At 52.6% G+C, this 25,510-nt stretch carries 27 protein-coding genes; 8 read left to right on the top strand and 19 right to left on the bottom strand.

What is annotated here, in order from left to right; genetic code table 11:
- Positions 1 to 2: 2 nt before the first annotated feature.
- Entirely contained in the window at positions 3 to 1,400 is a 1,398-nt protein-coding gene (locus NK55_RS07200; protein ID WP_041429128.1) for a cation:proton antiporter, read from the bottom strand.
- A gap of 25 nt (positions 1,401 to 1,425) precedes the next feature.
- Complete coding sequence (locus NK55_RS07195) at positions 1,426 to 1,674, bottom strand: hypothetical protein (protein ID WP_041429127.1); 249 nt, start codon at positions 1,672 to 1,674, stop codon at positions 1,426 to 1,428.
- A 130-nt stretch (positions 1,675 to 1,804) separates the two neighbouring features.
- On the opposite strand from NK55_RS07195, the gene NK55_RS14220 reads away from it, so the two are divergent.
- The 3 genes from NK55_RS14220 (at position 1,805) to ndhM (ending at position 3,102) form a co-directional block, all read left to right on the top strand.
- Entirely contained in the window at positions 1,805 to 2,035 is a 231-nt protein-coding gene (locus tag NK55_RS14220) for an ATP-binding protein (RefSeq protein WP_398508317.1), read from the top strand.
- A 66-nt stretch (positions 2,036 to 2,101) separates the two neighbouring features.
- Positions 2,102 to 2,626 (top strand): hypothetical protein, encoded by a 525-nt coding sequence (locus NK55_RS07185; protein ID WP_024125098.1) that lies wholly within the window; start codon positions 2,102 to 2,104, stop codon positions 2,624 to 2,626.
- 140 nt (positions 2,627 to 2,766) lie between these two features.
- Positions 2,767 to 3,102: a photosynthetic/respiratory NAD(P)H-quinone oxidoreductase subunit M gene (gene ndhM / locus NK55_RS07180; RefSeq protein ID WP_024125097.1), complete on the top strand. Its 336-nt coding sequence runs from the start codon at positions 2,767 to 2,769 to the stop codon at positions 3,100 to 3,102.
- A 236-nt stretch (positions 3,103 to 3,338) separates the two neighbouring features.
- Here the strand turns inward: ndhM and NK55_RS07175 are convergent, their stop codons facing one another.
- From NK55_RS07175 to NK55_RS07165, 3 genes are all read right to left on the bottom strand, one after another.
- Positions 3,339 to 3,509 carry a chlorophyll a/b-binding protein gene (locus tag NK55_RS07175; RefSeq protein ID WP_011056299.1) on the bottom strand — a complete coding sequence of 57 codons (171 nt, stop codon included), beginning with the start codon at positions 3,507 to 3,509 and terminating at the stop codon, positions 3,339 to 3,341.
- A gap of 115 nt (positions 3,510 to 3,624) precedes the next feature.
- A complete protein-coding gene (locus NK55_RS07170; RefSeq protein ID WP_024125096.1) occupies positions 3,625 to 5,172 on the bottom strand; it encodes a serine/threonine-protein kinase in 1,548 nt (515 codons plus the stop codon).
- A 180-nt stretch (positions 5,173 to 5,352) separates the two neighbouring features.
- On the bottom strand, positions 5,353 to 5,871 hold the full coding sequence (locus tag NK55_RS07165) for a hypothetical protein (protein ID WP_024125095.1): 519 nt from the start codon (positions 5,869 to 5,871) through the stop codon (positions 5,353 to 5,355).
- Between the two features lie 235 nt (positions 5,872 to 6,106).
- On the opposite strand from NK55_RS07165, the gene NK55_RS07160 reads away from it, so the two are divergent.
- The 3 genes from NK55_RS07160 to NK55_RS07150 all read left to right on the top strand — a co-directional run bounded on the left by NK55_RS07160 (position 6,107) and on the right by NK55_RS07150 (position 10,514).
- The gene (locus NK55_RS07160; protein WP_024125094.1) at positions 6,107 to 6,925 is read left to right on the top strand and encodes a photosystem II manganese-stabilizing polypeptide; all 819 of its coding nucleotides are present in this window, start codon (positions 6,107 to 6,109) and stop codon (positions 6,923 to 6,925) included.
- 13 nt (positions 6,926 to 6,938) lie between these two features.
- Positions 6,939 to 8,534, top strand: coding sequence for an ABC transporter ATP-binding protein (locus NK55_RS07155; protein ID WP_024125093.1), 1,596 nt, complete (start codon positions 6,939 to 6,941; stop codon positions 8,532 to 8,534).
- 99 nt (positions 8,535 to 8,633) lie between these two features.
- Positions 8,634 to 10,514, top strand: a complete 1,881-nt coding sequence (locus NK55_RS07150; RefSeq protein WP_024125092.1) for a PhoX family phosphatase — start codon at positions 8,634 to 8,636, stop codon at positions 10,512 to 10,514.
- Here NK55_RS07150 and NK55_RS07145 read toward each other — a convergent pair.
- A complete protein-coding gene (locus NK55_RS07145; RefSeq protein WP_051372891.1) occupies positions 10,511 to 11,773 on the bottom strand; it encodes an FtsW/RodA/SpoVE family cell cycle protein in 1,263 nt (420 codons plus the stop codon). The genes NK55_RS07150 and NK55_RS07145 overlap by 4 nt on opposite strands.
- A gap of 113 nt (positions 11,774 to 11,886) precedes the next feature.
- Between NK55_RS07145 and trpA the strand changes: the two genes are divergently transcribed.
- Positions 11,887 to 12,681 (top strand): tryptophan synthase subunit alpha, encoded by a 795-nt coding sequence (gene trpA / locus NK55_RS07140; protein ID WP_041429689.1) that lies wholly within the window; start codon positions 11,887 to 11,889, stop codon positions 12,679 to 12,681.
- On the opposite strand, the gene NK55_RS13825 is transcribed toward trpA, so the two are convergent.
- The 13 genes from NK55_RS13825 to NK55_RS07080 all read right to left on the bottom strand — a co-directional run bounded on the left by NK55_RS13825 (position 12,678) and on the right by NK55_RS07080 (position 25,012).
- Positions 12,678 to 13,454 (bottom strand): ShlB/FhaC/HecB family hemolysin secretion/activation protein, encoded by a 777-nt coding sequence (locus NK55_RS13825; protein WP_225871801.1) that lies wholly within the window; start codon positions 13,452 to 13,454, stop codon positions 12,678 to 12,680. The genes trpA and NK55_RS13825 overlap by 4 nt on opposite strands.
- Positions 13,406 to 14,401 carry a ShlB/FhaC/HecB family hemolysin secretion/activation protein gene (locus NK55_RS13820; RefSeq protein WP_051372816.1) on the bottom strand — a complete coding sequence of 332 codons (996 nt, stop codon included), beginning with the start codon at positions 14,399 to 14,401 and terminating at the stop codon, positions 13,406 to 13,408. Before NK55_RS13820 ends, NK55_RS13825 begins: the two co-directional genes overlap by 49 nt.
- A gap of 187 nt (positions 14,402 to 14,588) precedes the next feature.
- On the bottom strand, positions 14,589 to 16,547 hold the full coding sequence (gene nblS / locus NK55_RS07130; protein WP_024125089.1) for a two-component system sensor histidine kinase NblS: 1,959 nt from the start codon (positions 16,545 to 16,547) through the stop codon (positions 14,589 to 14,591).
- Positions 16,548 to 16,593: 46 nt separating this feature from the next.
- Positions 16,594 to 19,125 (bottom strand): mannose-1-phosphate guanyltransferase, encoded by a 2,532-nt coding sequence (locus NK55_RS07125; RefSeq protein ID WP_024125088.1) that lies wholly within the window; start codon positions 19,123 to 19,125, stop codon positions 16,594 to 16,596.
- A gap of 239 nt (positions 19,126 to 19,364) precedes the next feature.
- Positions 19,365 to 20,876: a F0F1 ATP synthase subunit alpha gene (gene atpA, locus NK55_RS07120; protein ID WP_024125087.1), complete on the bottom strand. Its 1,512-nt coding sequence runs from the start codon at positions 20,874 to 20,876 to the stop codon at positions 19,365 to 19,367.
- 41 nt (positions 20,877 to 20,917) lie between these two features.
- The gene (gene atpH / locus NK55_RS07115) at positions 20,918 to 21,475 is read right to left on the bottom strand and encodes an ATP synthase F1 subunit delta (RefSeq protein ID WP_024125086.1); all 558 of its coding nucleotides are present in this window, start codon (positions 21,473 to 21,475) and stop codon (positions 20,918 to 20,920) included.
- Positions 21,472 to 22,011, bottom strand: coding sequence for a F0F1 ATP synthase subunit B (locus NK55_RS07110; protein ID WP_041429126.1), 540 nt, complete (start codon positions 22,009 to 22,011; stop codon positions 21,472 to 21,474). Before NK55_RS07110 ends, atpH begins: the two co-directional genes overlap by 4 nt.
- Before the next feature lie 2 nt (positions 22,012 to 22,013).
- Positions 22,014 to 22,430, bottom strand: coding sequence for a F0F1 ATP synthase subunit B' (locus NK55_RS07105; protein WP_024125084.1), 417 nt, complete (start codon positions 22,428 to 22,430; stop codon positions 22,014 to 22,016).
- 61 nt (positions 22,431 to 22,491) lie between these two features.
- Positions 22,492 to 22,740 (bottom strand): ATP synthase F0 subunit C, encoded by a 249-nt coding sequence (gene atpE / locus NK55_RS07100; RefSeq protein WP_024125083.1) that lies wholly within the window; start codon positions 22,738 to 22,740, stop codon positions 22,492 to 22,494.
- A gap of 83 nt (positions 22,741 to 22,823) precedes the next feature.
- Positions 22,824 to 23,582: a F0F1 ATP synthase subunit A gene (atpB, locus tag NK55_RS07095; RefSeq protein WP_024125082.1), complete on the bottom strand. Its 759-nt coding sequence runs from the start codon at positions 23,580 to 23,582 to the stop codon at positions 22,824 to 22,826.
- A gap of 41 nt (positions 23,583 to 23,623) precedes the next feature.
- On the bottom strand, positions 23,624 to 23,971 hold the full coding sequence (locus NK55_RS07090; RefSeq protein WP_024125081.1) for an ATP synthase subunit I: 348 nt from the start codon (positions 23,969 to 23,971) through the stop codon (positions 23,624 to 23,626).
- Positions 23,972 to 24,093: 122 nt separating this feature from the next.
- Entirely contained in the window at positions 24,094 to 24,387 is a 294-nt protein-coding gene (locus NK55_RS14035; protein WP_255325227.1) for a ribonuclease III domain-containing protein, read from the bottom strand.
- Between the two features lie 211 nt (positions 24,388 to 24,598).
- Positions 24,599 to 25,012, bottom strand: a complete 414-nt coding sequence (locus tag NK55_RS07080; RefSeq protein WP_024125079.1) for an STAS domain-containing protein — start codon at positions 25,010 to 25,012, stop codon at positions 24,599 to 24,601.
- Positions 25,013 to 25,153: 141 nt separating this feature from the next.
- Between NK55_RS07080 and NK55_RS07075 the strand changes: the two genes are divergently transcribed.
- Entirely contained in the window at positions 25,154 to 25,471 is a 318-nt protein-coding gene (locus NK55_RS07075) for a hypothetical protein (protein WP_024125078.1), read from the top strand.
- Positions 25,472 to 25,510 lie beyond the last annotated feature (39 nt).

The following is a 25,510-nucleotide window of genomic DNA, read 5'->3' as shown; positions in this document are numbered from 1 at the left end:
TGCTATCCTTCTGGGGGAGATTCTACTGCAATATCCGAGGTCGGTAACGCCTCTGTGGCCTCTGGCTTAAAGACCAAGCGCAACAGAGGGGGCGCAACGAACGTGGTCACAATCACCATCACGATAATGCCAGCATCTAGAGCCTTCGAGAGGACACCACTGGCAGACCCGACAGCGGCAAAAATCAGTCCGACTTCGCCTCGCGGCACCATGCCAATGCCAATCGCCCAGCGGTTAATTCCCGGCTGACCAAAGACCGCTGCTCCTGCGACCACCTTACCAACAATGGCCACCAGCACGAGGAAAGAGGCAATGATCAGACCCGCACGATTGGCCGATTCTAGGGGGTTGAGAACACTAATATCGGTGCGTGCGCCGACACAGACAAAGAACACCGGCACCAACATATCGGCAATGGGCAAAACCTGCTCCTCTAGCTCCCGTCGTTTTTCTGTTTCCCCAAGGACTAAGCCAGCGGTAAACGCACCGAGAATCGCTTCCAGTTGCAGAATCACAGCCACATAACCCAGGACAAAGGCGAAGATCAAGGAGGGAACCAGCAAGTTACCGCGTGTGCTCAGGCGATCGACCATCCCCAAAAAGAAAGGACTCAGCAGCCGCCCCACCATCACAGAGCCCACCAAAAATACGACGGAGCTAATAATCAGATAGATCACATTGCTGATCTCCACTGTGCCGGTTTTGGCTAGACTCGCCACCACTGCCAGCACAATAATGCCAAGAATGTCATCCAGAACCGCTGCCCCAATGATAATTTGACCTTCCGGGGAAGTCAGCCGTTGAATCTCCGCAAGGACTTTGGCCGTGATCCCGATACTGGTTGCCGTGAGAGCCGCACCGGCAAAGATGGCGGGGACCAAGTCCACATGAAACAGTGTCACAAGGCCAAGGGTGCCAGCGGCAAAGGGAGTCACCACCCCCACCACAGCAACGATGGCAGCCTGAGGCCCCACCTTCAGCAGGCCCTCTAAATCCGACTCCAGGCCAATCTCAAAGAGCAGGATCATGACGCCAATTTCCGAGAGGACGGAAATAACTTCGCTGGCGGTATTGGCAACTACTGAAGCGACAGTGCCATCAATGCCTGCCGTCTGTTGGATAAAGGTCGTCAGAACCGAGGGTTCCGTTGGTCCCCCTTCAGAAAAAACCAACAGGTGCAAGACGGAAATACCAACGACCACACCCCCTACCAGTTCTCCCAGTACAGGTGGAAAGTTAATGCGGGCACAAATTTCACCGCCGACTTTGCTGGCAAAGTAGATCACCACTAGACTCAGCAGAACAGCGGCCAAGATCAATGGACCCGCTTCCGCCAGGTTCACTGATTCTGCTGCAACATCGGCAGGCAAAGGTTGCAAAAGTGACGTTATCAAGGGCATAGAGCAAATGTTAAAAACTCTTTAACTAAGTTAAGCACGCCTTCCCCTTCTGCTCAACCTTAAACTTACATGGAACTGAACTTGGCTCTTTGTTGTCTAATTGCAATGGAATTTCAACATGGTTACCATAGTTTTTTATACCGGCGATCGCCCCCGCCTTGAGGAATGCGTATTCATGATCTCCATCAGCAACAGCCCATTCACATGGCACCTTAGATAAAGAAACTGCTCTAAACGGCTTTTGAATCTCTGATAACAGTGGCGCAAAATCCAACCAACATTTCTCAAATGGCTAAACAAACTACGCATCTATTGAGTACCTTTTATTTTTGGCTCTAAGGACAACTGGCCAATTGTCAGCCTTTTGCTCTACATTTACGGATCGCGATGTTCAAATTTCTGTCGTGGACAGGGGGAGCGGTATTCCAGAAGCCGTGCCTCCCCATCGGTGCGAGCGCTTTTATCGCATTTGCCAAGGTCAGGAACAACCGCGGGGATTTGGTTTGGGGCTAGCGATCGTCAAGCAAATTGTCGATGCCCATCGAGGGCAACATAGAAATTCAAACATAGAAATTCAAAGTTGTGTGGGTCAAGAAACGAGTGTGTTTTTTACTTCCCATAAGCATAATTTCTGATTATATTTCTATCATTTTTTGTTCCCTAAGTTATAAGTCAAGATATTTAGGAAAAATTAGGAAAAAATGGTTATAAAACGTTTATGGAGCCTTAGTTGTCCTCTCTTTGTCGGTATTACGGGGGTCGTTCTTCCACCAATAACTGAGACCTGTGCCCCGTCGGCAACACCGATTCACAATTTGACGAACTTTCAGGGGATGACCCTTCGCGGCACAGTTCGCAGCGTCGTTGGTAATCCATTCATCCTCGATAACAGCACTGGCCAAGTGATGGTGGATGCGGGGCCGCGTTGGTTTTACCAAATCAATCGCCAGCCGGGCGAAACCGTTACAGTTGTCGGTAAATATGATAGATATGATTTTAATGCCATTTTAATGCCTTCAGTATTACTCGCGCCAATGGGGAGGGGGTTAACATCCGTCCCCACAGTGACCCTCCCCTTGGGCCAGTGGTCGGCGGCGCCTGTGGCAACGACCGGCATGCAAAAATCAGCCAGCCCACCCTATCCGCAAATGGGAAATTTTGCGAGGCACCTAAAATCTGGATTGATAGAGGGGGCGATTGCCCCTTTGATGTTCAGCGATCGCTAGCCAAAAGCAGCATAGAAACCAGCTCAGTGCCATTACTGATTCTTGGGCTAAAGCATGAGTTTTTCTAAACTTTCCTTGAAAGAATTCTTGGTATAGTAAAAGCGTTTACGAACTACTGTCCACTCGTCATTGGATTAGCCATGCTACTGAAGTCCACAACACGCCACGTTCACATCTATGCCGGCCATGTGGTAGATGGTGAAGTTCATCCTGATACCGAAACGCTGACGCTGAATGTGGATCCCGATAACGAATTGGAGTGGAATGAAGCCGCCCTTGCGAAAGTGGAAGCCAAGTTTCAGGAATTGGTGGCCAATGCCGCAGGGGAAGACCTGACGGAATACAATTTGCGGCGGATTGGCTCAGACTTGGAGCACTTTATTCGCTTCTTACTGATGCAAGGGGAAATTGGCTACAACCTCAATAGTCGTGTGCGCAACTATAGTCTGGGGATTCCCCGTGTAAATCACTCCTAGATTCCCAAACTCTCAATTCCGAAATCATTCAAGCTTTGACAGCGGAGCTTCCCGCTATCGTTCTTAACATTGGGATGCATAAAGGGAGAGCCATCCTCTATCTGGTCTTTCGTGTTTCACCTGTGTGATCGCTTGGGGGAAAAAGCGGTGTTAAACCGTCAATTGGCCAAAAAAAGAGGCCATTACTGACCTCAAAATGACACTTTGACCGCTGAAAATTGGGAGAAAGTGAAGGTCTAGAGGAGACCCCAGAAGTGAAGCACGCCTTGTTTGGTGATCAGTTCTGTGAGCAGTGCCGCCACAAAGCCAATCATGGCAAGGCGGCCGTTCCAAATTTCAGCTTGGGGGGTAAATCCAAACACCCATGCATTGCGGTCTTCAGCTTTAATGGTTTTGGTATCTTCCATGGTTTTGACTCCTGATCGAACCCTGTACCCTCACTGTAACAATTCTTTACCAATTGCGCAACAACTCTTAATATATTTTTCTCTATTGCTGCCCTAGAGAGCGATCGCGATATCCCTAATCAATGACTGTAGCCATCTTCACGTTCTCTAGCTTGGCGAGGATTTGGGGCTTATAGTTTTCAAATTCTGCCTTGAGGAGATTACGGCTCACAACCGCTGGGGCCGAACTGGGTAAGTTTTTACTGGTTTGCAGCCAGTCCCGTAGGAGTTGCCGCTGAAAGGTTGCGATTGTAAACATGCGGACATTGAGGCAGTGTTGCGGATCCTCAAGGGAGAAAAAGAGCAGCGGGTAATAACCCGTTTCCGAAAGCAAAAGGCAGAGTTCTTGGTTGCGTGGCAGCTTCATATCCAAATAACAGGGCAACCAGCGGGGACCTTGCTGGGGATCATAAATAGCCGTAATCCAGAGGATCATCGGGTGGGGACTGGTGGTGAAGAGAAACTGGTTGTAGCGAAGATTAAGCATGCGCCGATCAATCTCTGACCGAGGCAACATCACCCACAGCGACGCCGCTGATTCCCGTTGGGCATACAAGGGCACGGGAAAGACAATTTCCGCTACAGGTTTATCCGCAGGCCAAACACTTTGCCAGCAGACTTCCTCAACCGTCGCAAGGGCAACAGGCGGTTGAGATTGGCGTTCTGAGGGTTGAGATACTTTGGCGGCAACCCCTACCCCCGGCTGGGTGACTCGAGTACTGCCAAACTGTTCCTCAACAGCTGTGAGAACTTTGATAATTTCCGCAACATTTTGGGGGCGATCACTGGGGGATTTGGCCATACAGGCCATGATCAGTTCCTCAAGGGCAGGGGGAAGATGCAGCCCCGGACTCGCCACATTGAAGGGAATGGGCTTTTGGAAGTGGTGCGCCTTAAACCAACTACCGATAGAGTGGCTTTCCGCCTGAATGGGCATCTTGCCTGTGAGTAACTCATACATGGTGATGCCAAGACTGTAGATATCAGAGCGGTGATCCAATTCCCGCCCTTCAATTTGTTCTGGCGAACAATAGGCCAAAGTGCCCATAAACGACGAGGTTTGACCCTTTTCAGAGACATCCCCCAAAAATTTGGCAATCCCAAAATCTAATAGCTTGGCGAGTTCCCCCATCGTGCCATCCTGAATCACAAGGACATTACTGGGTTTGATGTCACGATGAATAATCGGGCATTTTTGGCCTTCGATGATAATTCCTTCATGGGCTACCTGAAGACCAAGGCACATGTGCCGTGCAATGCGCAGAAATCGGCTTAAAGGCAGGGGTTCTTCTAGGAGCAAATCACTGAGGTTTTCTCCCTCTAAAAATTCCATGACGTAGAAGGGAATTTCCTCGTTGTTCATGCCGTAGTCGAGCACCCGCACCACGTGCATACTTTTCTGGCCGAGGAGAGCACCCGCCCGCGCTTCTTGGGCAAAGCGGGTTTTCATGCGATCGTTGAGCAGGCTGTGGGACAGGAATTTAACGGCAACGGGAACACCCCCAAGGAGACTATCTTCTGCGCGATAGACCCGCCCCATTGAGCCTTTGCCAATTAACTCCGTGAGCCGATACCGGTTCATGAGGACTTGGCCGATGTTGGTGTCGCGGTGGGGTTCTGACATAGTTGCCTCGGAGGGAAATCGGCTGGCGAGATCGCAAGCAGGCAAGGTTGACGTTGCTTGGTCGTTACTCCATCAGTTACTTAATATTATCTCTGGAATCTTTGGGTTCTGTTTGCTCCATTTGAGCCATGGGGGCGATCGCTCTCCCCAATCCGTAGTTTCTTAAGCAGTTTTAGGGTTTTAAGCATTGGGAACGCCTAACCAAGACATCAGCGAAGAACTGGTTATCTCAATTCCTTTCTCCAAATCAGGAAGAAGGATAAAGACCACACCGCCACTACAGGAAACCTCCCCCACCGATCGCCAGTGATTCGCGGTATAGATATGCACATGATCAACTGTCCTCCGTCGCCAACAGCGCCACATCTCACCGGCAGCACAATCATAGAGCTGATAGTCTTTGGGAATGGGGGCACGGGTAAAGGGCACCAGTGGTGCTTTGTTGTAGGCAAGGTCCGGAAAAAATGAACTATGGATCAATGCCTGTCGCAAAGATTCCCACGCATCGCAGTAGCGCTTGACTGTGATCTGTGGTTGACCCTCTTCACTTTTGCCTATGGCAATGAGGCCAGTTCGGTTGTCCACCAGTTGCAAAGTTCCTAGGACGGACTCAATGCGATAGTTGGGATTGGAGGCAAGGCTCTCGGTACCATTGACAACATCGGCAACGAAAACGGCAAACAACTCGTTGTCATTCATGAATTTACTCCTGATCCTGATTACTTGGCAGCTTCGGTGGCAGAGGAGTGGCTCATCGGTTTTTCCTCTTGCAAGATTAAAATATCGCGAAAATTTCCTTTCTGAGGCGATCGCAAACCTCCGTATAATCATGGATTGATAAGGTAGTTGCATGGCTGCCTTCACTGGACTCTATACGCAGGGTTATCTCCCACACTTTGATTGCTTTGAGATGCTTTGACTTCTGAGGTTAACCATGAAATATCGCATTTTAATGGCGACTCTGCTGGCGGTATGTCTAGGGATTTTTTCCTTGAGCGCCCCCGCCTTTGCTGCAAAACAGACTTTAACCTATGACGATATTGTGGGTACAGGTCTGGCCAACAAGTGCCCCACCCTGGATGATACGGCGCGTGGTGCCTATCCCATTGATAGCTCCCAAACCTATCGCATTGCCCAACTGTGCCTGCAGCCGACGACATTTTTGGTCAAGGAAGAGCCTAAGAACAAACGCCAAGAGGCCGAATTTGTGCCCACAAAACTGGTGACCCGCGAAACCACGAGCTTGGATCAAATTCAAGGGGAACTCAAGGTCAACAGCGATGGCAGTCTTACGTTTGTGGAAGAGGATGGGATTGATTTCCAACCAGTGACAGTGCAAATGCCTGGTGGTGAGCGCATCCCACTGCTGTTTACGGTGAAAAACTTGGTGGCGAGCACTCAGCCCAACGTGACCAGCATCACCACTTCAACGGATTTCAAGGGCGAATTCAACGTTCCCTCCTACCGCACTGCCAACTTCCTCGATCCCAAAGGACGGGGCTTGGCCTCTGGTTATGACTCGGCGATCGCCCTTCCCCAAGCTAAAGAAGAAGAACTGGCTCGCGCCAACGTCAAACGCTTCTCCCTCACCAAGGGTCAAATTTCTCTGAATGTGGCGAAAGTGGATGGCCGCACCGGTGAAATTGCTGGCACCTTTGAAAGTGAGCAACTCTCCGATGATGATATGGGTGCCCACGAACCCCATGAGGTGAAAATTCAAGGGGTCTTTTACGCCCGCATCGAACCTGTCTAGGATCGAAAAGTCCATGGCGACTCTTTTAGAACTTAGGGAACTGCGGGTCGCCTACCCTAGAAGGGAGACATCATCTGCTGCAACATTTGTGGTGGATGGTGTTTCTTTTTGTGTAGCTGCAGGGGAGCGGTTTGGCTTAGTCGGGGAGTCGGGTTGCGGCAAATCCACAATTGCTAAAGCCATTTTGCAGTTATTGCCACCGCGGTCACAGGTTTCTGGAGAGATCGCACTTCAGGGGCAATCTCTTTTGGGCCTAACTGCTTCCCAGTTGCGGCGGCTGCGAGGCGAGCAAATTGGCTTGGTCTTTCAGGATCCGATGACGCGCCTCAATCCTCTCATGAGCGTCTATGACCACTGCGATGAGCTGTTGCGGAGTCATTGGTCTGCTTGGAGCCGTCCCCAACGGCGGCAGCGCATTATTGAGGTGTTGGATCGAGTAAAAATTCCTGCCAATCGCCTCCATCAGTATCCCCATGAGTTGAGTGGGGGGATGCGTCAACGGGTGGCGATCGCCCTTGCCTTGCTATTGAACCCACCCCTCATCATTGCCGATGAACCGACAACGGCACTGGATGTAACCGTCGCCGCAGAAATTCTGGAGGAACTCACGCGCCTGTGCCAAGAGGAGCAGCGGGGACTGTTACTCATTTCCCATGATCTGGCACTCATGGCCAAGTATTGCGATCGCCTTGCGGTAATGCACCAAGGCAAGATTGTGGAACTGGGAGCGGCTCACCGAGTGCTGCAACGGCCACAGCACCCCTATACCCAATCCTTGCTTGCGGCTACCCAACTCACCTCTCCACAGCCTCCGCCCTTGGACACGGCTCCGGAACTGCTGCGAGTTGAGAATTTACAGCGGCACTACCGCTTGGGGGGATGGTTACAACCGCAAACCACGATTCGGGCGGTGGACGGCGTTGACCTAACGCTGCGGCGTGGGGAAACCCTTGGCCTTGTTGGCGAGTCTGGCTGTGGCAAAAGTACACTTTCGCGCTTAATTTTGCAACTGATTCCTGCCAATGCCGGTGAAGTGGTCTTTTGGGGGCGCAATTTAACTCAATTGTCGGCGGCCCAGCTGCGCCAAACCCGCCGTGATCTGCAAATGATTTTCCAAGACCCCCATGCCTGCCTGAACCCCAAAATGACCGTGGCGCAAAATTTGCTAGAGCCACTGCTCATTCATCGGCTGATGGGGAAACGGGCTGCCCAGGAACGGGTGCGCGAGATGTTGGTGCAGGTGGAATTGACCCCGGCTGAAGCCTACCTTCATCGCTATCCCCATGCCCTGTCGGGGGGACAACGCCAGCGGGTGGCGATCGCCCGTGCCCTCATTACCCAGCCTCAACTGGTGATCTGTGATGAACCGGTGAGTATGCTCGATGCCCATATTCAAGCCCAGGTGCTGGCGCTGATGCAAGAGTTAAAGGAACAGTTGCAACTGAGCTATCTCTTTATCACCCACGATCTGGCGATCGCCCGTCGTTTTTGCGATCGCGTTGCGGTAATGTATCGTGGCAAAATTGTCGAGCTTGCTCCTACGGCACAACTCTTTGCTCGCCCGCAGCATCCCTATACACAAAAACTCCTAGCCGCTGCCTTGTCTTAAGACTTTTTCCCGTTTCTTAGGCTCAACTTAACCTCATTGCCCTCGGGTTTCCTTAACCTATGCAATGGTGACCTAAAGTAAGGGAATTCTTAGCTAACTATGGGCGAGTATTTTGGTGATCTATTATCCCGTGCCTTAAGCCGACGTGCTGTTTTGAAAACAGCCCTCTTTGGCGCTGCCGGTTTGACCCTTGCAACCTTACCTAAAGTCGGTGCGGCTGCAACCTCCCTAGAATTTTCAACGATTTACCCTAACACAGACGACAAAATCACCTTGCCGGCGGGCTTTGATCATGGCGTGGTCATTCGCTGGGGGGATGCCCTCGATGGGGGCGAAAACCTAAACTGGAACCGCATTCATCAAACAGTTACGGAAGCAGATGTGCGGCGGCAACGGTACTGCTTTGGCTACAACTGTGATTTTGTGGGGTACCAGAGGACACCCAACGGCAAACATCTGCTCGTGGTTAACCATGAGTACACGAACCCTGAACTGATGTTTGAAAGGGGGGGCGATCGCCCGAGTCAATGGCAAGCAGCACTCCAGCGGGAAGCCCATGGCCTTTCAATTGTTGAGATTAGCCAAAACGCCAATGGTGGCTGGCGGTATGTCAAAGCCTCTCCCCAAAACTATCGGATTACGGGGTCAACCCCCTGTGAAATTTCTGGCCCTGCCAAAGGGCACCCCCTACTGAAAACGGCCGCTGATCCCACGGGCAGGCGCGTCAACGGCACCCTCAATAACTGCGCAGCGGGCAAAACCCCTTGGGGTACAGTCTTGACCTGTGAGGAAAATTTTCATAGCTATTTTGGGGGGAGCGATCGCAACCTCACAGAGCGAGTGAAGACCTTGCACGGGCGCTATGGCCTTCCCAGTCAGCGGGCCGATCGCTATGGTTTTTACTTCTACGAAGACCGTTTCAACCTTGAAAAGGAACCCAATGAGGCTTTTCGCTTTGGCTGGGTCGTGGAAGTGGATCCCCTCAATCCCAATGGCTTGCCCATCAAACGCACGGCTTTAGGGCGCTTTCGCCATGAGGCTGCAACAACCGTCATTGCCCCCGATGGACGGGTCGTGGTCTACATGGGGGATGATGAACGCTTTGAGTATGCGTATAAATTCATTACCAAGGGCAAGTACCGAGCCAACAACCGTGCCGCCAACTTGAACCTGTTGGATGAAGGCGACCTCTACGTTGCGCGGTTTAACGACGATCTGACGGGTGAATGGCGCCTAATTGCCCGTGTCAGCGATAACAAAATTATGCCGAATCCCAGTTTGCCTGATATCTTTCAAAAGGATCCGGCGCTGTGCTTTATCAATACACGGGGGGCAGCCGATGCCCTTGGGGCAACAAAAATGGATCGGCCAGAAGATTTTGAGTGGAATCCTGTCACTAAAAGTGTCTGGCTTGCCTTGACATACAACGAAAAGCGTAAGGACAGCGATCGCGCCAATCCTCGCCCCGAAAACGTAATGGGCCATGTAATTGAGATCGTTGAGCAGGGAAATAATCCGGCTGCCTTGCAGTTCCGATGGACGTTGCCCTTGCTCTGCGGTGACCCCACCGCCCCAGAGAAAGGCCGCCAGTTAGTGCTTTATGGCCGACCCACCAACGCTAAGGTGCCTGCCATCTCCGCACCCGACAATTTTGCTTTTGACCGCGCTGGCAATGTCTGGATTGCTACGGATGGCAACGAGGCATCAAGTCGCCTCGGCAAAAATGATGGCATTTATGTCCTCAGCCCCGGCCGCCGCGAACTGAAGATGTTTCTCTCGGCTGTGCCTGGCTGTGAAGTTTGTGGGCCAGAGTTTAGCAGTGACTACAAAACCTTCTTCTGTGCCATTCAACATCCGGGGGAAGGGGCAAAATCCACTGCTGATCTACCAACCCGCTGGCCCTATGGTGACCAAGTCGTCGTACCCCGGCCTTCGGTCATTGCCGTGTGGCGTCAAGATGGCCGTGAAGTGTCAGCCTAGGGTTTATTGATTCCTTCGGGACGCAGGGGTACCACGGGAGCAGCACGGCGGCGGGTGCTTCTGGAAGTTCTGGAGTGAGCTTTTGTCACACCAGGGAAGGCAATCACCTCTGCCTGCTGCCCTTCACGGGCACAGCGAATCAACAGGCCAGCGATCGCCAGACTGGCCATAATGGAGCTACCCCCGTAGCTAAAGAGCGGGAAGGGCAGTCCCGTTGTCGGCAACAGACCAATGGCTACACTGATATTAATCAGGGCTTGGAGGAGCATCATCACCGTTGCCCCCAAGGCAGTGAGCTGGATCAGGGAATCCCGCGCCCGATTCACCACTCGCATTCCCAGCCAACCGTAGGCCACCAATAGCGCCAACAGCAACAGACAGCCCACCAACCCTGTTTCTTCCGCATAAACCGCAAAAATAAAGTCGGTGTGCTGAATCGGTAAGTAGGAGAGCTTCTGCTGGGAAAAGCCATACCCGGTACCCAAAACGCCCCCTGAGGCAACCGCCAATAGACTCTGTACTAGCTGGTAGCCATCCCCCATCGCATCCGCCCAAGGGTTCAGGAAGGACATGACTCGCCGCCGTTGGTAATCATTAATGCTGATGCTGAGAACTGCTAAGCTCAAGCCACTCATGGCCGTTAACAACAGGGGGGTCAAAGGTAAACCTGCACCGAGAGCAATCAGCCACAACGTAATGCCACAGAGGGCGGTGGTACTGAGGTTCGGTTGAATTAAAATCCCCAAGAGCGTCAGGGCAAAGGCCGTTAACCAAAAACAGCGCGCCTTCAGGTGCAGCCGCCGCCAACAGCTAAACACCCAAGCAGCTTGCAGGACTAAAAAAGGCTTCATCATCTCCGAGGGCTGGAGTTGAAAGGGGCCAATACTAATCCAGCGGGTGGCGCCCATCACCGTTGTCCCAACCCCTGGTAATCGCGTTGCCCAGATGAGTAGCAAAACAAAAAAGCCCGGAATAGCCATCTGGAGCGATCGCCGCAAGGGCAGCCGCAGAAACAGTTGAAACCCTGCCCAGCCAAGGGCAAGCCACAGCAACTGGCGCGTAAAATAGTACAGCCCATTCCCTGTTTCAGCTAGGCCCACGGGAAAACTAGCGGAAAAGAGAACAACCAAACCAAGGCCAATCCACACCAGGGTCAACCAGTGGAGCAACCGCGCCTCCAGCGTCCACTGCTGCAGACTGCCAACTGCCTCGCTGGCCCGTAGGCGATCGCCAAAGGGGAGAAAACGCCACCAACGCACGCTTAGATGACCCTCACTGCCACCTGCCACTATAGGTATCTCATATTCTAGAGAAGGGCTGTATCTAATCTGGCACAATTATTATGCATCTTTGAGAGCAACTGCCCGTGACTGTGCCTAAAATTTCTGAACGCTTTGAGCAATGTCGTGCTCGCCAGCGCTGTGCCCTCATTCCCTTTTTGACCGCCGGAGACCCGGATTTAGAAACTACAGTTGCTGCCCTCAAGGCCCTAGATGACCACGGCGCAGATCTGATTGAACTGGGGATGCCCTATTCGGATCCCTTGGCCGATGGTCCAGTCATTCAGGCAGCCGCCACCCGCGCTCTGCAGCGGGGAACCTGCCTTGAGGCAGTCTTAGAAATGACAACGGACTTGCACCAGCAACTGAGGGCGCCGCTCATTCTCTTTACCTACTACAATCCCATCTACCATCGGGGGGTCTCTTCATTTCTCAAAGCGGTTGCCCAAGCCGGGATCAAGGGGTTAGTGATTCCTGATTTGCCCCTTGAGGAAGCAGAACCAGTTCTCGCACAGACAGCCAATTTGGGCTTGGAATTGACACTGCTGATTGCGCCCACCACATCCCCTGAACGGATGCAGGCGATCGCCACCGCTTCTCAGGGATTTATTTACCTTGTCAGCACCACTGGCGTCACTGGCATGCGTCAAGAAATGGCCAGCCGTGTTCAGGAACTCTTGCGCACCCTACGGCAGATCACCCCCAAGCCCATTGGTGTCGGGTTTGGCATTGCCAGTCCAGAGCATGCCCGCCAGGTACGTGATTGGGGTGCCGATGCCGCCATTGTCGGCAGTGCCTTTGTTAAACGTCTGGCAGAACCGGATCAGGGGGTTGCCGCTGTTGCTGAGTTTTGTCAGTCACTCCGCACCGCCCTCGATACGCCCTAGGGACGCACCGTCAAGGAAAAGTAAATGCCATCGGACTGCAAACTACGGGTTTGACCCGGCAGATCAATTAATGGTGCTGCATATTGAAACTGAAGATCGAGGTTGCGCGTCGGTTGCACCAAGAGCCCCAAACCTAGACCGGCAATGACATCGTTAGCAACGGGACCTGCTGGATTGCGGCTATTGTTCCAGACTACCCCCAGATCAAACAGCGGCCCAAGGGAAATAATCGGGCGACGATTGGCAGTCCGCAGCACTGGGAAGCGGGCTTCTCCAGAAAACCGCAGGCCATTATCCCCAGAGAGCGCATTGGTTGAGTAACCGCGCACCGACAGCGGCCCACCAATCACAAATTGGTGAAAGGGGAGCAGGCTATTGGGACTGAGTTGAACATCGGTGCGTAAAATCAAGAGATTGTCTGCCCAAAGGCGTTGTACCCGCAGCCCCTGTCCTAGCCAGCTAAAAAAGGTGCCATCCGGTAGCGGACTTGGATTTTCTGTTGCCCCCAAAATGGGCAGGCCAACGTTAAACTGCGAGCGAAAGACCCATGCCCCTTGGGGGTCGCGGCGAATATATTCTTGGGTGAGTTCTAGCACACGGGAAGCACTGTAGCCAGAAGCATCAGCTCCAGCGGAAATGGGGGCTGGTATTCCCGCTACAAAGGTTTGCCCGGACTGCATCAAGAAGCCAATGCCAAAGGCCAGTTCCTCGCGGATATTGCGAATCACTGGTTGGCGAAAACTGGCTTGGTAAATCGAAGATTCACTGCGAATATTAAGGGCCGCAAGGGCGGGGGGCGGGTAATTTCGCTGTCCGCTTGCAGGGTGCGAATGGTGAGTGTGCCATTCATGGCATTGAGGGGGAGGCTGTAGCCAAACTCCACGGTGTTGGATGCTCCCCAATCAAACGTGCCTAGATTGTTACCGATGCCGTAGGAGCCATAGACACTATCGCCGCGCCCACTGAGGTTGTTGTATCCCAAAAAGGCCGTGGTCCGATTCGGGGCGATCGCTGGCGGCGTATTGTTATCCAGACCAAAAGCAGCATTCAGCCAGCGGGCAGGTACCACCCGTACCACCAAAATACTCTCCTGGGGTGTCGTGCCGGGTCGCAAACTCGCAGAAAGATTGGCAAAAAGCGGATCTGTTCGCAACAGACGCAACTGCTCTTCAAGGCGATTGGAATTGAGGGGCACGCCTGCACCAAGGGCAATACGGCTGCGAATATAGCGCTGGACAATTCCTTTATTGCCTTCAATACGAATGTCCTCTAGGCGGCCTTCAAGAACTTGAATCGTGATGACCCCATCCCGTGCCACCTGCTCCTTCAAAACGGCGCGAGAAGTCAAATAGCCCCCCTCTAGATAGAGTTTTGTAATGGCATCGGCGGCTCCCTGTAACTCTGCGAGGGTCACCTGCCGCCCTTCGATGGGCTTGATAATTGGATCAAATACTGCCGGCCCAAAGATGGTGCTGCCTTCAACAATAATTTTTCGTACAGGTATTAAAACATTTTCTGACTCGGGGGGTGGACTAGGGAGTGAGGGGGGCGGTTCAAGAACTGGCGGTGAGGTGGGTGGTAGAGGGGGTGGAGCCGGTAGGGCTGGCTGAATATCCTGTTGGGTGGGAGCGATAATCGGAATTCCTAAAGCAGGCAACACCACCCCCGTACTGCTGAAAATAGATAGAATCGCAACGGGTGTAAACGAGTTTGTTTTCACTTCCTCAACTCCAATGTTTAATAGCGAGTTTTAGATTGAGATGAAAATAAATGCAAAAACCTGTATTTTTTTCCTCAGGGCCCAGCCCAAGCAGCCATTGGCGTGAGGAGTGATGGATTCTTGCCTTCAGATTTTAGCGGATGATTTGTTGTTACTGGCAAGGGGGCATCGCTCCCATCTACCCGTTTTAAGCGGGGGGCAGCGCCGTTTCAGCGGTGCCATGAGGGTTATCAATGAGGGCGGATTCATCAATGGCCAAATCAAACCAAAAGGTACTACCGACCCCCAATTCACTAACTAAATGAATTTGCGTATTGTGCTTGTGGATAATATCTTGGACAATGGCCAACCCCAGACCCGTCCCCTCTAGGGTATGCACGCGATTCTCGACGCGGAAAAAGCGTTCAAAAACACGGGGCTGATCCTCTGGGGCAATCCCCATACCCGTGTCCGCCACTTCAATGCGGACCCGTTCCTGCTCTGGATCGCTGGGGGGATGCCAGACATAGGCACGAATCGTTACCCGTCCATTTTCGGGTGTAAATTTCAAAGCATTGCCCACCAAGTTAGTGAGCGCACCAATGAGCAGATCGTAGTTGCCCCAAACCGGTGGCAGGGGGTTTTCCACCTCGGCAGTTAGGGTAATGGACTTATTGGCCGCATTGAGTTGGTAGGTGCGCATGATCTGATCAATCACCTGCGCCATCTGTACGGAGCCAAACTGATAGGGGCGACCCGATTCGAGGCGGGAAATATCGAGAAAATCATTGACAAGGCGAGTCAGGCGATCGGTCTCGTGGTTAGCGGTTTCTAGGAATTCCTGTTGCTCTTTTTCGCTGAGGCTGCTGCCGTACTCTTGAATCGTTTCGATGATTGATTTGATATTGAATAGAGGTGTCCGCAACTCATGGGAAACATTGCTAATCAATTGCGCTTTGGCTTCGTTGAGTTCCACTTCCCGGGTAATGTCCTGAATCGTAATCGCAATGCCTTTGGGCTTTTCCCGCTGCACATCCATAACCGTTGTCAGCAGAATCCGTACTGATCGCGAGCTAGGTTCTTGCAGCGTCACCCGAAATTCTCCCCCTTCTGACTCTCCGCGAGAGGCCTTGTAAAGGGGACAGGTGAGTTTTTCGCACACCGGTGCTGGAAAGCAGTCCAGGGCATTTTGGCCAATGACGTTCATCCCCTCCCAATTGAAAAGACGCTGCGCTGTGGGGTTGACAAGAATAATCCGCATGTCGGTATCTAACAGAATTGCTCCATCTGCAATCGTGGACACCAAGGTATCCAGTTTGGCTTTCTCGGCTTGGAGTTCTTCAATGTTTTGGGCCTCGTAGGAGGCGAGGCGCTCAGCCATGTCATTAAAGCTGGTGATCAACTCCCCCAGTTCACCGCCAAAGGGCAGGTGAATACGTTGCTTAAAATTCCCCGCTGCAATGTTTTTCACCCCCTGCACCAATTCTTTAATGGGTTGGGTAATGGTGAGGGCATTGAAGACCCCCCCCAAGATCACCATGATCCAGAGGGAGACAAAGACAGCGATCGTGAGATCCCGCGTGAGATTGGCAGAAGCAATGAATGTTGGGTTTGGGTTAATCCCCAGGGCAACAACCCCTAAGTTTTCGCCATTGAAGGTTAAGGGAACAAAGACATCGGCAACTAGACCATTGGGGGTTTGGTGTTGGCGCACGAGGGGTTCTTGGCTAGCACGGTAGGTCTCTGGCAGTTGAATACGGCGGCGCAACGTCAGGGCACTTTCCACTTGGGGGGCAGAGTAGGGCAGGCCATAGTAAATTTCTCCGTCGGGATCCGCATAGAGGATGTAGCGAATACTGGCACTGCGCTCATAGAATTTGCGGGAAAATTCAGCAACAGCGGCGGTATCCCCTTTGGCCACAAGGGGCGCCACATCAGCGGCTAGGAGTAACCCTAAATCGCGACCATAGCGGGTGTCATTGAGGTGGGCATTGGTTTGAATCGTGTTCACCGCCCAGAAGGTGAGGCCACTCATGATGATGGAGACCACGAGGGTTGCTGTGGCCATGAGGCGGGTTTGAATCTTGAATTCTGACCACCAACGGACAATTCCCCGCAATTTATCGCTCAAGCTCCCTTGGGTTTTCTCCGTTTTCAAAACCACCATTGTGCCTAACGTACGAAAAATTTTCCCTGATTCTACGGGATTTGGGTTACATCTTTATTGTGGCATCTGAGAGAGGTTCCAAGCGGGCAAACTCTTCAATGCGGCGGCTATAGCGTTGCAGCATCTGCTCACTCCAAGGGGCATCAGGACTATTCACGTAGAGGTGTACCAGTGGCTCACTGGCATCGGGCAGAATCAGTACCCAATGGTCAGTATTGGGTTCACCAATTTTGACGCCATCAATGAGACTTAAATGGTTGCGGGGATGGGTTTCCACTAAGTGGCGCATCAATGACCCCTTGGCAAGCCAAGGACAGCGAATTGGGCGGTGATAGTAGTGGACGCGGGGCAGTTCTTGGCGTATGACTGTGAGGGGCTTACCAATCAGTGCCAGCAGTTCGAGCAGGGTGGCGATTGTAAACATGGCATCAAATCCCGGATGCAGTTGCGGGAAGATGAAACCGGTTTCTGCGGACCCCCCTAGGACAACGCTGCTGTGGTGTTGGCAGGCTTCCATGAGATCAGTCGGGTTGGTACGACTGCGGATAATGTGCCCTCCCTGCTGGCGGGCGATCGCCTCCACGGCACTAGAGGTTGTGACCGGCACCACGATGGTGCCCCCCGGATGGGTCAAGAGGGTCAAGTAGGTCATCAAGGCCGTGAGTTCTTGATCACTGAAAACCTGACCGGCATTGTCCACCAAGGTCAACCGTTCGCCATTGGCGGAGACTTGCACCCCTAAACTTGCAGAAAGTGCTGTCACCACCTGTCCTAGTTCCCGCAGGAGGCGCTGTCGCTCGAGAATATTTAGGGGAGTGGGGTGGAGGGTGGCATTGAGAACAACGGCATCGCAGCCAAACTTACTGAGGATCTGGGGCAAGACGACCCCAGAAACGGCATAGGCATAGTCAATAACAATTTTGGCGGGGTTGCCATAAAACAGTTTCGTATTCAGCCACTTTTCAAAGCCTTGGGCATAGGCGGCCACGCAGTTGTTGGGATGGGTCATGACACCGACATCCATCAGTAGGGCACGGCGAATCTCTTCGCGGAAGTAGGCGGTTTCGATTTGCCGCTCTTTGGCTTTACTGAGGTTGATGCCTTTGTGATCAAAAAACTCAATCAAAAGCTGATCGGCGCGATCGGGATGGGCGCGCACATGAATTCCCCCACTAACTGAAAGGGTTTGGGCGGCAAACCGGGCAATCGGCAGGGCGATCGCCTCCAAATTGAGGACATGAATCCCCACCGACATCAAACCCGACATTAGGGCATGGGACACCATCCGCGATACATTTCGCTGATCTCGCGACACGAGCACACTGGTTCCGGGCTCAAGAATGGAGGCATAGGCTGCCGCCAGCCGCACGGCAAACTCCGGTGTAATGTCTACATTGGCCACGCCGGCCACTCCCCGCTGCCCAAAGAGATAGCGCTGCCCTGTTGTGCCCCAGATCAGGCTTTCATTGACAATTGCACCCGCTTCAATACGTTTTCCTGGCCAGATCCGCACTCCCTGACTCAGGCTGGCTTCCTCCCCCACCACACAGCGACTGCCAATAATCACTCCTTCCTGTAGTGTTACATGGCGATCAACATGGACATAGCGAGCTAAGATGCAATGCTCCAGTTCACTGTCATCCCCAATAAAGCAGCCATGCCAAGCCACCACTGAACGCAACCGACTGCCATTGCCAATAATCACGTTATCCCCCAAGACCGTTCCCGCCCCAAGGGTGACCCCCGCACCAAAGCGGCAGTTATTGCCCAAGACGAGTGGCGCCTGTAGCTGAACCGTTTGCGGCAATGGGGTGTTGTGGCCTACCCAAATTTGCGGCTGAACTTCGTGCCCCTGAATTTCCAAGTGCACTCGGCCATAGAGGGCATCCTGTTGCACCTGTTGGTAGGTTTGGAGACTGCCGACATCGCACCAGTAGGCATCAGTGATATAGCCATACATCGGCACATCCGCCTGCAACAGCAATGGGAACAAATCCCGCGAAAAATCCCGCTCGATGCCGCTACTAAGGTAATCCATAACTGTGGGGCTGAGGATGTAGATACCCGTATTGACTGTATCTGTAAAGACTTCCGCTGCTGAGGGCTTCTCGAGAAACCGCCGCACGCGGCCATCGCTATCAGTAAAGACAATGCCAAACTCCTTTGGCTGAGGCACGCGGGCAAGGATCAGGGTTACGGGAGCACCGTGCTGCTGGTGAAAACGCAGGGCATCGGTTAAATCGACATCGGTAATGCTATCGCCACTGACTACTAAAAACGGATCCGTTAACAAATTGGCAATGTTTTTCACCGAACCGGCCGTGCCAAGGGGCTGCTCTTCTTCAACGACATAGCTCAGGTGCACCCCAAACTCATTCCCATCGCCAAAATAGTCCCGCACGATATCGGGGAGATAGTGCAATGTCATGACCACATCATCAAGGCTATGGCGGCGCAGGAGATTGAGAATATGCTCGGCAATGGGACGATTGACCACCGGTACCATGGGTTTGGGTAGATCGCAGGTGAGGGGGCGTAAGCGAGTGCCACTCCCACCGGCCATGACAACGACACGCACTACAGAACTCCTTGATAAAGGTTTGTCCGCGGATCCTCAGTGTAAGAGAGAATACAAAGCTAAGGGGTCCTCATTAACGAAACTGCAATGATTTTTGATACTCCTTTTTCTCTAACCCGCTACCAGCTAGCGCCACATTGGCTATTGACAAAAAAACCTACCCTTGGTGGAGGGCAGGTTCAAGTCATTGTTGATTTGTTGATCTTGATCTGTTGATCGTGATCTAAGTAAGGTGATGCTTAGGCACTAAAGGCAGCTTTGTACTCAGCGATCGCCGCCTTCAGCAGGGCTTCAGCCTTTTCATCCAGTTTTTGGGTGGTGCGGATAATCTCACCGTATTCTGGCTTATTGGTGTGCAGGTAATCGCGCAGACCGGCAACAAACTTGGCCACTGCCTCAACGGGGATATCGTCAAGGTAGCCATTGGTACCTGCATAGATGGTTGCCACTTGGTACTCCACAGGAATGGGCGAATATTGAGGCTGCTTGAGGATTTCCCGCAGGCGCTGACCCCGGGCCAGTTGGTTTTGGGTGGCTTTATCCAAGTCGGAGGCAAATTGGGCAAAGGCCTGCAGTTCATCAAACTGCGCCAACTCCAGCTTCAGTTTCCCGGCCACCTGTTTCATGGCTTTGATTTGAGCAGCGGAACCCACCCGCGACACGGAAATCCCCGCGTTGATGGCAGGACGCAAGCCAGCGTTGAAGAGGTCAGAGGAGAGGAAGATTTGACCGTCGGTAATGGAAATGACGTTGGTGGGAATGTAGGCAGACACGTCACCGGCTTGGGTTTCAACCACCGGCAGTGCTGTCATGCTGCCACCACCAAGGGCATCGTTGAGCTTGGCCGCCCGCTCTAGCAAGCGGGAGTGCAAGTAGAACACATCCCCAGGATAGGCTTCGCGACCGGGGGGACGACGCAGGAGTAGCGACATTTGCCGATAGGCTTGAGCCTGTTTGGAGAGGTCGTCATAGACAACGAGGGTGTGCTTACCTTGGTACATGAAGTACTCAGCAATCGTGGCCCCGGTGTAGGGGGCAAGATACTGCAAAGCCGCTGGATCACTGGCGTTGGCGGCAATTACAATCGTGTAGTCCAGCGCCCCCCGCTCCCGCAGCACGTTCACCACTTGGGCAACGCTGGAGGCTTTTTGACCAATGGCTACATAGACGCAAATCACGTCTTGGCCCTTTTGGTTCAAGATCGTGTCAATGGCAACAGCCGTTTTCCCTGTCTGGCGATCGCCAATGATCAGTTCCCGCTGACCGCGACCAATGGGAATCATAGCGTCAATGGCGGTAATCCCCGTTTGCAACGGCTCACACACAGATTTGCGCTGGACAATACCGGGTGCGGGAGATTCAATCAGGCGAGTTTGCGTTGTGTGGATCTCCCCTTTGCCATCAATGGGGCGCATCAGCGCATCCACAACCCGACCAATGGCCGCTTCACCCACGGGAATCGAGGCAATTTTCCCAGTAGCACGCACAGTACTGCCTTCTTCGATGCCGAGGCCATCGCCCATCAGCACCACCCCCACATTATCCTCTTCGAGGTTGAGGGCAATCCCCACGGTGCCATCTTCAAATTCCACCAATTCGGAGGCCATCACCTTGTCGAGGCCATAGACACGGGCAATCCCATCGCCCACCTGCAAGACAGTACCGACATTATCGACTTTGATCGACTGTTCGTACTGCTCGATTTGCTGGCGAATAATGCTACTGATTTCGTCGGGTCGGATACTTACCATAGAAGTCGCTCTCAAGGGTTGAACAGTTTACAAAGAGGATATTAGGCGGCTTGCGCCAAGGTGACACTGAGGCGGCGGAGTTGACCCCGCAGGCTGGCATCAAAGATTTGGGAGCCAACTTTAATGACCACGCCACCAATCAGTTCAGGATCACAGGCAGTGACAAGCTCTACATCGGCAGCACCGGTTATGGTTTTGACCTTCTCGACCACTGCACGGCGTTGATCGTCATTGAGTTCGACGACACTGGTCACTTCCGCCAAGGCCACATTGCGGAGTTTGCGCACCAGGGCACGGTACTGCTCACAAATGGAACCGAGAAAGTTAATTCGCCGCCGATCCACGAGCAACATTAGGAAGTTGAGGAAATAGCCGTGCACCTTATCCACTGTCAACTGCCGCAGCACATTCTTTTTGGCCTCAGGCTTAATCAGGGGATTCGCGAGAAACTGTTGCAGTTCACTGGAACTGGCAAGCAGTTCCAAAATCAATTGCGTGTCCTGCTGAAACTGATCAATGAGGTTGTGGGCTTGCGCCAACGACAGCAGCGCCTCGGCATAGGGTTCAACAACTTCACCACGGACGGTGGTCTGCATCATTTGCCTCCTAGTAGGGCAATACTGCGATCAACAAGGGTGCGCTGAAGGTCTGGATTTTGGCTCAACCGTGCTTTCAGTTGGTTTTCTGCCTCTGCCAGTGCCATAGCGGCAATCCGCTCACGAATTTCAGCGATCGCCCGCTCAGTGGCAGCACTGGTATCTTGGGAAGCAGTTTCCTTCAAGCGCTCAATTTCCCGCTTGGCTTGGGCAATGATTTCTTCCTTGGCAGCCTTTGCACGGGCAAGAGCCTCCTCGCGAATGCGTTGTGCCTCCTGTTTAGCCTGAGTCAGCTTTTGCTGCGCTTCGGCGAGGCGGGCTGCCGCCACTTTCTGGCGTTCTTCTGCCTCGGCAATGGCTGTGGCAATTTGTTTCTGGCGATCGCCCAAGGTTTTGCCAAGTACACCGCGGCCAAAATACACCAACACCCCAATAAGGATGGCAAGGTTGATCACATTAGTTTCGAGCAAATTGGTGTTAATGCCAAAATGCCCCACCTCTTCCGTTGCCAATAAAAATACTGCGTCCATGACCCACACTCCTAGGCCAGTAACTTCGCTAATAACTGCTCACTCAAGCTGGCAACTTGGCCCTCCAGTGCCTGCAGTGTCACCTGCTTTTGCTCATCAATCTCTGCTTGAAGCTTGAGTAACTCTGCTTGCACAGCCTGCTGTGCTTCGGCAATTTCGGCGGTGGCAATTTTCTGTGCCTCAGCTTTGGCCTCTTCAATCAAGGCTTGGGCTTGGCGACGGGTACTGGCCAATTCCTGCTCATATTGTTGAGCCAGCTCAGTGGCCTGTTGCAACCGCTCCTTAGCCTGCTGCAAGTTGGTTCGGATATACTCATCCCGATTGTCCAGCGCCTGACCCAAAGGCTTGTACAGCAGTGCATTCAAAATAACGGTCAAGATTAAGAATTGCAGAGCCATCAGGGGTAGGGTGGCATCAAAATCAAACATCAGCCTCTCCAGAATGGGGGATTGGGGGAAAGCTCAGCCAAGCCTCCCCCACTGGGGTGAATTAGGATGCAAAGGGGTTGGCAAACAGGAGCACCAGCGCAATCACCAGACCGTAGATGGTCAGGGACTCCATGAAGGCTAAACTCAGCAGCAAGGTACCGCGAATTTTACCTTCTGCTTCGGGTTGGCGTGCAATGCCTTCTAGAGCCTGACCAGAGGCATTCCCTTGGGCAAGCCCAGGACCCAGTGATGCCAAACCAATTGCCAAAGCAGCAGCCAAAACGGAAGCAGAAGCAATTAAGGGATTCATAGTTGATTTCCTCGAGACGTAGTAGGACAAAACAAAATTTCCAGAGATCACAATAGCAGGGGATGTACCCCTTTTAGGAGTTTTTAGGAGTGGGCCGCTTCGTGATCACCCCCATGACCCTCCATCGCCTCCCCGATGTAGGTGGCTGCGAGGGTCGAAAACACAAGAGCCTGAATGGCACTGGTAAACAGGCCCAAAACCATCACAGGCAAGGGTACAAACAACGGTACCAGCAACACCAAGACACTCACCACCAGTTCGTCCGCTAAGATGTTGCCAAAAAGACGGAAGCTCAGGGAAAGAGGTTTTGTGAAGTCTTCCAAGATGGCGATGGGAAGTAGGACGGGCGTTGGCTCAATGTACTTGGTGAAATACTTCAGCCCCCGCTTGCGGAGCCCGGCATAGAAATAGGCCAAGGAGACCAGCAACGCCAAGGCCACGGTGGTATTGATGTCATTGGTGGGTGCTGCTAGCTCCCCTTCTGGCAGTTCAATGAGTTTCCACGGTACCAGTGCCCCTGACCAGTTACAAACAAAAATGAACAGGAACAGTGTCCCTACGAAGGGAACCCAAGCTCGGTACTCGTGCTCACCCATTTGACTTTTGGTCAAGTCACGGATAAATTCCAGTGCGTATTCCATCAGGTTTTGGATACCACTGGGTACCCGCTGAATATTCCGCGAGGCCGCAAAGGCCACCGCGATGAGAACGGCCATCACAAACCAAGTGGTAATGAAGACTTGGCCGTGAACTCTCAGATTGCCAATGTACCAGTAGAAGTGATGTCCCACCTCCAGCTTGGCAAGGGGAAGAGCTGTCCAAAGGTCTATCAAAGGCATCATGCCTCCGCGCTCGCTTGTTTAAGCATTACAGTGGGCCAGTGTTAAGGAGAGGGCAAAATCCCACGCAACAAATGAACCAGAAGGGCAGCTTTGTAGGTTAAGAACCCCAAGAAGACTGGAATAATCTGTAGCGCTTGCCAACGGGCTGCCACAATCATCACAACCACGACGACAAGAAGCTGCGCTTTTCCCAGCTTTTTCTGGTCGTTGCCTAGGCGCTCCACACTACGGGCTAAGAGCCGCAAGTAGATTAGGCTGGCACTTGCCCCCAAAAGGTAATTCAACGCTGTGTTAAGGCCATAAATCAGCCAAACCGCTCCAAAGGCGATCGCCATAAGGACGAGGGTTGTCGTAAATAATTCACGACAGAGTTGGTAAAACTCCACCATTGACCCCTCCTTTTTTGAGGAATGGGAAACGGTTGGAGCTACAGGGTCAGGAAGGTCACAGCAGAATATGGAGCATCCGAGGATGCCTTAAACTGGCCACTAAGCATCCTATCACGCAGTGGTTACATTTCACTGGGGGATTCTGTTGCGGGTCTCTTGTTTTCAACTTCACTGCGGATGTGACCTGCAAGGAGTTGAAAAATTTCCTGTAGGCGTTGCGGATTGGTGAGGTAAAGGTACCCAAGTAGGGCTTCAAAGCCAGTGGCTTGGCGGTAAATTTTTGCAGTGACTCGCTTGGGGCCATCGGCAGCAGCATTGCGACCTTGGCGGAAAATGGCACGTTCAGTTTCTGTGCAATATTCCCAAAGAAAGTCCATGTAACGGGCTTGGCTTTCGGCACGCACGTGATCCACCACTTGGCGGTGGTAGGCGTTAATGCGTTGGGGGGGGTCAAAAAAAGTAGCCGAATAAAGAGTTCATAAACTGCATCGCCAAAGTAGGCTAAAGCTGCTGGGGGGAGCTGGTGGGCGGGAATCTTGGGGGGTTGCAGGGGTAACAGTTCACCAAAGTCAAGCATGATTGTTCAATACGGGCACCCCCCTTGGTTTTACCACGCCCAGCACAGCTTTATTGCGAGGGGGATTCGCCACTGATTTTGGCGATCGCTGTCGCCAGATCTGGCTGAAGAGACAAGAAATTTTCTAGGCGAACCAGTTTAACGGTTTGGGTGACACGGGGATTGGTGACAATTTGTAGTTGCCCCTGGCGTTCCTGGGCTTTTTTGGCCAGTTGGACTAGGATGCCAAGGCCAGAGCTGTCAATAAATTCAATTTTTGAAAGATCGAGGATGACGTTGGCAGGCCCATCGTCAAAACACTTACTAATCACCTTGCGAAAGGCTGACTCTGAAAATGCATCAATGAGACCCGTCAGGCGAAAAACCTGATAGTTATCGCGAATCTCACGGGTTCCCCTTAGACTTTGGGTGAGGGCAAGTGGTTCAGAAATGAGAGCCTCCTTTGCCGATGACTGGGCACGCAAAACGATAGAACACAAGTATAGGAAAAGGTAGCATTCTTGTCTATGGCTTCATCCGCAACTCAACAAAACTTTGAAGGAGCAGCGACAACAGGAAGCGGTTTGCCAGAATTGGCTTAGTGATTACTTGCAGGGGTTGCCGCCATGGCCCTTTCCAAACTATTAATTGCTTTTGTGAGCATTAACGCGCTTAGCGCGCTGAGTTTGCCGCTCCTTGCCCAACAAACGCCAGCGGCGACTTATCCCCCAGAGGCGATCGCAGTCTTTATGCAGGAGTGTCAAGCCAAATTTGCGGCGCAAGCCCCTCCCGGTTTTCGCGATCGCGGCGATCGCTACTGCACTTGCCTCATTAACCACCTCCAAGAAAAAATGACCTATGGGCAATTTCAGCAAATGACCCCCGATAATGCACCTCCAGAACTGAAGGCCGCAACCAACGCCTGCATCGGCGCTATTTTCTAGATTGTCTAGGTTATCTAGGATCCTTAATCCTGTTTTTAG

Source organism: Thermosynechococcus sp. NK55a, from assembly GCF_000505665.1.
GTDB lineage: Bacteria > Cyanobacteriota > Cyanobacteriia > Thermosynechococcales > Thermosynechococcaceae > Thermosynechococcus.
This window is presented reverse-complemented; position numbering and strand designations above follow the sequence as displayed.